The sequence below is a fragment of the Vibrio sp. 1402 genome, assembly GCF_033340275.1.
In genome coordinates this window covers 1-661 of sequence record NZ_JAWOWE010000328.1, presented here as the reverse complement: position 1 = coordinate 661, position 661 = coordinate 1, and the positions used below count along the sequence as shown (strand labels likewise).

Below are 661 nucleotides of genomic sequence, written 5' to 3'. Positions count from 1 at the left end.
TTGAAAACACATAGTCAAAACTAGCGTCCTCGAATGGCAAGCTTTCCGCGTCTGCTACCACATAACGAACATTATGGTCACCACAACGCTCGCGCGCTTTGTCCAACATTCCTTGCGAAAGATCGGCACAAACAACGCTTGCGCCTCGCTCTAGCAATAGCTGAGAAAAATATCCGGTTCCACACCCCAAGTCCAAAACGCGCTTGTTGGTAAGATCGCTTGGGAGCTTTTCCAACAAACGATGGCCAACCCCTCGTTGAAATGCCGCATGTTTGTCATAGGTGTCGGCCGCTTTGCCAAAAGACGAAGCAATCGCCTCTTTGTCTTGGTGTACGTTGTCCAACACCATGTTTTCGGCATTATCCATTACAGCGCTCCTAATGCTTGTTTCAATGCGATTGAAAGCGTTTTAACTTGTTCTGTACTATGGTTCGCAGTGAGCGTGATACGAAGGCGTGATGTACCTTTCGGAACGGTTGGTGGACGAATCGCGGTGACCCATATGCCATTTTGTCGACAAGCATTCGCAACCTGCAAAGCAAGTTCTGATTCGCCAATCACAAATGGCTTGATCGGGGTATCTGTTTCAACAAAGCCATCCAGATCGCTTAGATTCGTTTGATAAACCTCATTTAGCTCCACCAGCTTTTCGCGTCGCCAA

2 protein-coding genes are annotated in these 661 nt (G+C 48.0%); both read right to left on the bottom strand.

The features are described from left to right. Positions 1-367, bottom strand: a 367-nt coding sequence (locus R7044_RS25875) for a methyltransferase domain-containing protein (RefSeq protein WP_225456081.1), incomplete at its 3' end; no start/stop codon positions are given. Then, on the bottom strand, positions 367-661 hold a 295-nt coding region (locus R7044_RS25870; RefSeq protein ID WP_225456080.1), incomplete at its 5' end, for an aminotransferase class I/II-fold pyridoxal phosphate-dependent enzyme. The genes R7044_RS25870 and R7044_RS25875, both read right to left, overlap by 1 nt.